Genomic DNA, 7,293 nt, shown 5'->3' with positions numbered 1-7,293 from the left:
GCATCGAGGTCTTGCCAAGATCGATACCAAGCGTTTTGATAGACATAGGTCTGTTCCTCCTTCATCGCCGTTCGGTTGTTCCTCCAAACAGCGTAATAGGGTGGGAGCAGGCCATTCCATTAAAAAAGCCCCGGGCCCTTGATCAGGGCACCGGGGCGGCCTGCCTGCGGGGTCCTGCCGTTACGGGCGAACCAGCACGTAACCGGCGTCGACCAGGTCGAGGATGCGGGCGATGCCTGCCTCGACCGGCTCGGCGGCCGGGTTCATCGCCGGTTCCTTGCCGAGCTTGCGGGTCGCGCCGGCAATCGAGTTCTTGCAGGCGGAGAAGCGCACGCCCTGGTCGGCCAGCGACTGGATGCGCTCGGCGTGATGGTTGTTGGCGAACAGCATGCTGATGCCGGGACCGAAGGCGACCACCTCGACGTCGATCTGGTCGGGGCCACCGCGCGCCTTCATCACGTTGTTGGCGACGTTGAGTACCAGGTTCTGGCGCTGCAGGTCGCTCTCCGTGATCTGCAGGACCAGGTGTTCCTTGGCCAGGGTGTTGCCACCGACCTGCTCGATCTTGTCGGCGTCGGCGGCCTGTGCGGCGGTGCCGAAGGAAAACGCGGCGAGCAGCATCAGCCAGGCGGCCGGGAACAGGGAACGGGTTTTCATGAAAATCCTCCTTGAGCGGTTTTTCGTCGGTTTTTGATTATCACGGGCATGAATTGCATCCCGCCGGTCAGCATACGTGCCGGAGCAGAAAACGGGGCCCATTTCGGGACCACTTCGCCGGTTAATTTTCGAATGGGGTATCAAGAAAATCTTGGCGGGAAACGGTGCCGAACCGTTCGCGTATCCCTGCCCGGCGCATGCGGGTGCCCGGCAGGCCAAGCTGTTGACCTGACGCTATTTTTTAGCGAACATATCGATTATTCGATCGGCAGGCCTTCCGCCCGCCCCGTCCCACGTGGTTGCGATGTCGCCCGACTCGCCGCCGACTTGCGTCCCGGACGGACCGTCGAGCCAATCCAACCGTTCATGCCACGCCGGCCCACCCGCGCGTGGCGTGGCAAAGGCGTGGTTGCTTAGATTACATGACGTTATTCAAACAGCTTTTGAAAAACCCGCGCGGTCGGGATTTCATCGTCGGCGATCTGCACGGCAGTCGGCCGCTGTTGGAAAAGATCCTCGACAAGCACGACTTTTCCCCGGAACGGGATCGCGTCATCGCCGTCGGTGACCTGATCGACTACGGCGAGGATTCGCTGGGCACCCTGCGCCTGCTGGGCGAGCCCTGGTTCTTCTCGGTGGCTGGCAACCATGAGCGGGTGATTGCCAATCACCGCGATGCCCTGGCCGAACGCCAGTTGAGCAAGGCCCAGCGCGCCGACCTCGAGGCGATGGGCTCGGCCTGGCTGCTGGAGTCCTACGACAAGCTCAAGGACGACAAGTGGGACGACCTGATCACCGAGGTGATGAACCTGATCAGCCAGATGCCGCTGATGATCCAGGTCGGTAACGGGCCGGCCGCGGTGGGCGTGGTGCACGCCGAACTGCCCCTGTGGGACTGGGACCAGAACATCGCCCGTCTCGAGCGGGTCAAGAAGATGACCTACTGGGCCTCGACCAAGGCCGACCCGCAACTCGACACCCTGCTGTGGGGACGCTCTCAGGTCCACGAGGTGCTCGAGGGCAAGCGGCCCGAACGCAGCGTGCGCGGGATCGACTGGGTCATCGCCGGGCACACCATCACCGGCCAGCCGGTTCGTGACGGCAACCGCCTCTGGATCGACTGCGGTGCGTGGGACGAACGGCCCGGCCGTGGGCTGGCGTTGGTCGAGGTGGGCGATACCCTCGCCGTCAGCGCGCACTACCATGACCCCAGCGTGCGAACGCATCGGTTCGTGCGCCGCGGCCACCACTTCCATTCCGTGATCGACGCCACCGGTTGAGCCCATGCCCGATCTTCACCGCCTCTCACTGACGGAACTGCGCCGCCTGATCGAGGTGGCGCGTGCCGAGTTGGATAGCCGCGAGCGCGAGCCGGTCGACGAACAGACCGTGCTCAAGTCGCTGGAGTTGGACTTGAAGCGGCACCACCGCCGCAAGGACGAGGATCGCTTCAATCCGTTTGCGTGACTCGGGCGCCGTTTCCGGCCCAAGAAAAAAGCCCCTCGATCGAGGGGCTTTTTCGTTGCCGGGATGGCGCTCGCTCAGTGGCGGAAGTGACGCATGCCGGTGAACACCATCGCGATGCCGTGTTCGTCGGCCGCGTCGATCACCTCCTGGTCGCGCATCGAGCCCCCCGGCTGGATCACGGCCTTGATGCCCGCCTCGGCGGCGGCGTCGATGCCGTCACGGAACGGGAAGAAGGCATCCGAGGCCATCACCGAGCCCTCGACCGGCAGGCCGGCATCGGCCGCCTTGATGCCGGCGATGCGCGCCGAGTAGACGCGGCTCATCTGGCCGGCCCCCACCCCGATGGTCTGCTGGCCGCTGGCGTAGACGATGGCGTTCGACTTGACGAACTTGGCCACCTGCCAGGCGAACAGCAGATCCTGGATCTCCGCCTCGTCCGGCGCGCGTCGGGTGACGATCTTCAGATCCTCCGCACCGACCAGACCATGGTCGAAGTCCTGGACCAGCAGCCCGCCGCCGATGCGCTTGAAGTCCATGCCGGGGGCCGGCTTGACCGACCAGTCGTCGATGGCCAGTGCGCGCACGTTGGGCTTGGCGGCCAGCTCGGAGGCGGCATCCGCGCCGATCTCGGGGGCGATGATCACCTCGACGAACTGGCGCTCGACGATACTGCGCGCGGTGTGCGCGTCCAGCGGGCGGTTGAAGGCGATGATGCCGCCGAAGGCCGAGGTCGGGTCGGTGGCGAAGGCGCGATCGTAGGCGGTGGTGATGTCGTCGCCGGTGGCCACGCCGCAGGGGTTGGCGTGCTTGACGATCACGCAGGCCGGGCGATCGAACTGCTTGACGCACTCGAGTGCCGCGTCGGCATCGGCGAGGTTGTTGAAGGACAACGGCTTGCCCTGGACGATGCGGGCACGGGCCAGCGTGCCCGGCGCGGCGTCCGGCTCGACGTAGAAGGCCGCCTTCTGGTGCGGGTTCTCGCCGTAGCGCAGGTCCATGGACTTGTTCAGCGGCAGGTGCCAGGTCGGGGCGAACGCGCTGTCCTCGAACTGGCGGCCCAGGTAGTCGGCGATCATGCCGTCGTACTGGGCGGTGTGGCTGAAGGCCGCCCCGGCCAGGCGTTGGCGGGTGGCCATGGAGATGCCCTCGCCGTTGATCTCCCCGAGTACGACCTCGTAGTCGGCCGGGTTGACCACGATCGCCACGTCGTTGTGGTTCTTCGCCGCGGCGCGGACCATGGCCGGCCCGCCGATGTCGATGTTCTCGATCGCCGTGGGCAGGTCGCAGTCCGGGTCGGCGACGGTGCGGGCGAACGGGTAGAGGTTGACCACCACCAGGTCGATCGGGGTGATGCCGTGGGTGGCCATCACTTCGTCGTCGGTGCCGCGACGGCCGAGAATGCCGCCGTGGATCAGCGGATTGAGCGTCTTGACCCGCCCGGCCATGATCTCCGGGAAGCCGGTCACGTCACTGACCTCGCGCACCGGCACGTCGTTCTCGCGCAACAGACGGGCCGTGCCACCGGTGGACAGCAGTTCCACGCCAGCGGCGTGCAGGCCCTGGGCCAGCCCCAGGATTCCGGTCTTGTCGGAAACGCTCAGCAGGGCGCGGCGCGGCTTGACGGCATGATGGCTCATGGTGGGTACCCGGTAATCTCAGCGGTAAGTGGTGTCGGCTGCCCCGACGGGCGGGACGCAAACCGCGCATTGTACCCGCTCTTAGGGAAGGTCTGCACGCCTAGCCAACGCCCCTGGCTTACCGGCTTGTTCGCCATCAAGACGCCGGACCGAGGACGGGCTCATTGCCCGTCGAGGGACGGCTGCGCCGAGTGCGGGCAAACCCGCGAGCCAGAGATGCCATGGAATCGTGCAGATCTTCCCCGACCCTTGTTGAGCCGCCGCGCCCCCGTCGAGGAGGCTTAGTGCGTGGTGGCCTGCTCGCGCACGATGCTCTCGAACAGCGAGGAGTAGTCGTGGTTGCCGTGGCCGGCGTAGATCCCTTCCTCCAGCACGTGCTGCAGCCCGATCAGCAGGTGGGTGTCGATGCCCTGACCGCAGGCGCTCTGGGTGAACAGGCGGATGTCCTTGAGCAGGTGCTTCAACGGGAAATTGGCCTTCTCGAACGAGTGGCCGAGCATGTTGTCGAGCTTCTTGTCGAAGGTGGGGGCGTAGAGGGCCGAATCGCGCAGGGTGGCCATGAACTTGTCGACGTCGACGCCCTCTCGCTGGACCAGCCCGAGGCTCATGGAGAAGGCGGCGGTCAGCGAGCCGATCAGCTGATTGAAGGCAAGCTTGGCACCCGCGCCGCTGCGGATCTCGCCGAAGTGGGTCGGCGTGCCCAGCGTGCGCAGCAGTGGCTCGAGGCGCTCGACCAGGTCGGCCTCGCCGCCAAGCAGCAGTTGCAGGGTGCCGCTCTGCGCCTGCGGGATGGAACCGAGCACCGGGGCCTCGAGGTATTCGCCGCCCAGCGCCTCGACCCGGCGGGCGATCTCGGCGGATTCTGCCGGAGCGATGGTCGAGCTGTTGACCACCACGTGGTCGCGGATGCCGGCCTCGCCCAGCGTGTCGATCACCTCGCGACAGGCCTTGTGGTCGCTGACCATCAGCCAGAGCGTTTCGGCGCGATCGGCAAGTTCGGTCAGGCTGGCGGCGGTGGGGATGTCCTCGATCTCACGCGGGTGACGGTTATAACCGGTCACCGCCCAGCCCGACTGGGCGAGGCGTCGGGCCATGGCAGTGCCCATCAGTCCCAGGCCGATCACTCCGATCGTGGTGTTCATGGCGGTGCCCTCTTCGCTGTTCGCTGCTGCGGATGGTCGCTCGCCACAATCGCGCGGGGCACGGTCCGTCGTCGGGTGGATTGCGGCGGGTGTACGTTATGCTTGCGCCAGCGGTCGTTCGTTTCCCTGTCGCCACTGGTGGATTCACGGGCCTTTTCTGGCCCCTGATTCGGCCTAAGGAGGCTAGCAGAAGCCGGTGGTGATTTCCGGGGTCGACGGACCCATGTTTCGACCATTCCCAGGCCACTCCCTCAAGGATGCGTGATGAGGCAGGATCTCGACAGCCACTGGCGCCGCTGGCTCAATTCCGACCGCCGCCGACCCCGCAGCGGGCAGGGTAACCTCCTGGCGACGGTGCCGGCGCAGACGCGCACGGCCATCGAACGCGACTACGACCGGGTACTGTTCTCCACCCCGGTGCGGCGCATGGCCGACAAGACGCAGGTCTTCCCGCTGGATCGGTCCGACAGCGTGCGCACCCGGCTGACGCATTCGCACGAGGTGGCCAACCTGGCCCGCTCGGTGGGCATCGATCTCGTCTTCCACCACGGGGTGGCCGCGGGCTTGCCCGAGGCGTTGCGCGACGTACCCGCCCTGCTGGCGACTATCGGCCTGGCCCACGATCTGGGCAACCCGCCGTTCGGTCACCAGGGCGAGGACGCGATCGCGCGCTGGTTCGAGATCAACCGCGCCGAGGTGCTGGATGCCGAACCGGCCCTGAGCGCGGCGATGAAGCAGGACTTCCTGCGCTTCGAGGGCAACGCCCAGACCTTGCGCTTGCTGACCAAGCTGCAGCTGATCAACGACGACTACGGCCTGAACCTGACGCTCGCGAGCCTCGCCGCGCTGGTGAAGTACCCCGCGGCCAGCGACGAGATCGACCGGTCGCGCGTCACCCACAAGAAGCACGGCTACTTCCAGTCCGAGCGGGCGCTGATGGACGAGGTCTGGGTCGGCACGGGCCTTTCATCCGGGCAGCGCCATCCGCTGACCTGGATCATGGAGGCCTGCGACGACATCGCCTACTCGGTGCTGGACGCCGAGGACGCGGTCAAGAAGGGCCTGTTGTCGTTTTCCGATACCATCGCCTTCCTGCGCCACGAGGCACCGGACGACCCGGTGGTCACGGCGGTCTGCGACGCGGCGGCCGCCGAGCACAAGGCCTACCGGCGCGAGCGCCTCTCGCCGGACGAGCTCAACGACATCTCCATGCAGACCTTCCGCATCCGCGCGATCGGCGCGTTGATGGAGGCGATCGGCGAGGTGTTCATCGATTCGCTGCCGGCCATGGCCGAGGGGGGCTTCGAACAGGAGCTGGTGGACGCCTCGCGTGGCGGGCGCCTGCTGGCCGCGCTCAAGGCCTGCAACTGGCAGCACGCCTACCGGCACAAGTCGGTGCTGCGCGTCGAGCTGACCGGCCTGAGGGTCATCCACGGCCTGATGGATGCCTTCTGGTACGCGATCACCCGGCGCGATGACCCCGACGACCCGGCCAGCCAGCGGTCCACGCCGCTGGCCGGCTACATCTACCAGCGCATCTCCGAGAACTACCGGCGGGTGTTCGAGTCACCGGGCAACCCGATGCCGATCCGCTACCGCGAGGCGCAGCTGCTGACCGACATGATTTCCGGGATGACCGACAGCTTCGCCGTCAGCCTGTTCGAGGAATTCCGCGAGGTGGGTTTCCGCCCGACCACGCAGGCCTGACGAGACACTCGACCCCGAAACCGATTATCCAGACAGGAACCCGATGAGCGCTTCCGACCAGAACCCCGAGCAGAGCCCCGAGAAAAGCCACTTCTTCGCCTACCTCTCGCGGATGAAGTACATCTACCGCTGGGGATTGATGCGCAACACGCGCAGCGAGAACGTCCAGGAACACAGCCTGCAGGTGGCGATGATCGCCCACGCGCTGGCGGTGATCGGCAACCAGGAATTCGGCGAGGACAACGACGTCGGCCGGGTGGTCAGCGTGGCGCTCTACCACGACGCCTCGGAGATCATCACCGGTGACCTGCCCACGCCGGTGAAGTACTTCCGCGAGGACATCCGCGATTCCTACAAGGCCCTCGAGGCGCACGCCGAGCGCAAGATCATCGGGCTGCTGCCCGAGTCATTGCAGGAATCGTTCGCCGAGGTGATCGAGAGCGCCCGCATCGAGCCCGAGGTGCTGCGGCTGGTCAAGGCCGCCGACTCGCTGTCGGCCTACTTGAAGTGCATCGAGGAACGCGCGGCCGGCAACCAGGAGTTTCGCCGCGCCGAGGAATTCCTGCACGGCAAGCTCGACGAGATGACCGACCTGCCGGCGGTGGGCTTCTTCCGCCAGCGCTTCGTCGATGCCTTCGAGCTGACCCTCGACGACCTCAGCCACGACTGAGCCGACCCGTAAG

At 66.3% G+C, this 7,293-nt stretch carries 7 protein-coding genes; 4 read left to right on the top strand and 3 right to left on the bottom strand.

Annotation, left to right across the window (positions count from 1 at the left end):
- Positions 1 to 180 precede the first annotated feature (180 nt).
- Entirely contained in the window at positions 181 to 657 is a 477-nt protein-coding gene (locus FAZ79_RS09235) for a DsrE family protein (RefSeq protein ID WP_169303657.1), read from the bottom strand.
- 422 nt (positions 658 to 1,079) lie between these two features.
- On the opposite strand from FAZ79_RS09235, the gene FAZ79_RS09230 reads away from it, so the two are divergent.
- Together FAZ79_RS09230 and FAZ79_RS09225 are read left to right on the top strand one after the other, a co-directional pair.
- Positions 1,080 to 1,937, top strand: a complete 858-nt coding sequence (locus FAZ79_RS09230) for a metallophosphoesterase (protein ID WP_136867682.1) — start codon at positions 1,080 to 1,082, stop codon at positions 1,935 to 1,937.
- 4 nt (positions 1,938 to 1,941) lie between these two features.
- Positions 1,942 to 2,124 (top strand): hypothetical protein, encoded by a 183-nt coding sequence (locus FAZ79_RS09225; protein ID WP_136867681.1) that lies wholly within the window; start codon positions 1,942 to 1,944, stop codon positions 2,122 to 2,124.
- Between the two features lie 74 nt (positions 2,125 to 2,198).
- Here the strand turns inward: FAZ79_RS09225 and purH are convergent, their stop codons facing one another.
- Both purH and FAZ79_RS09215 read right to left on the bottom strand, forming a co-directional pair.
- The gene (purH, locus tag FAZ79_RS09220; protein WP_136867680.1) at positions 2,199 to 3,761 is read right to left on the bottom strand and encodes a bifunctional phosphoribosylaminoimidazolecarboxamide formyltransferase/IMP cyclohydrolase; all 1,563 of its coding nucleotides are present in this window, start codon (positions 3,759 to 3,761) and stop codon (positions 2,199 to 2,201) included.
- A 281-nt stretch (positions 3,762 to 4,042) separates the two neighbouring features.
- Complete coding sequence (locus FAZ79_RS09215; RefSeq protein WP_136867679.1) at positions 4,043 to 4,903, bottom strand: NAD(P)-dependent oxidoreductase; 861 nt, start codon at positions 4,901 to 4,903, stop codon at positions 4,043 to 4,045.
- Positions 4,904 to 5,167: 264 nt separating this feature from the next.
- Between FAZ79_RS09215 and dgt the strand changes: the two genes are divergently transcribed.
- A complete protein-coding gene (gene dgt, locus FAZ79_RS09210) occupies positions 5,168 to 6,610 on the top strand; it encodes a dGTP triphosphohydrolase (protein WP_136867678.1) in 1,443 nt (480 codons plus the stop codon).
- 43 nt (positions 6,611 to 6,653) lie between these two features.
- Positions 6,654 to 7,280: a 5'-deoxynucleotidase gene (gene yfbR / locus FAZ79_RS09205; protein ID WP_136867677.1), complete on the top strand. Its 627-nt coding sequence runs from the start codon at positions 6,654 to 6,656 to the stop codon at positions 7,278 to 7,280.
- Positions 7,281 to 7,293: the final 13 nt, after the last annotated feature.

The organism is Guyparkeria sp. SB14A, from assembly GCF_005096345.1.
Taxonomy (GTDB): domain Bacteria; phylum Pseudomonadota; class Gammaproteobacteria; order Halothiobacillales; family Halothiobacillaceae; genus Guyparkeria; species Guyparkeria hydrothermalis.
Note: the sequence above shows the minus strand (reverse complement) of the source record. Positions and strands in the feature narration are given on the sequence as shown.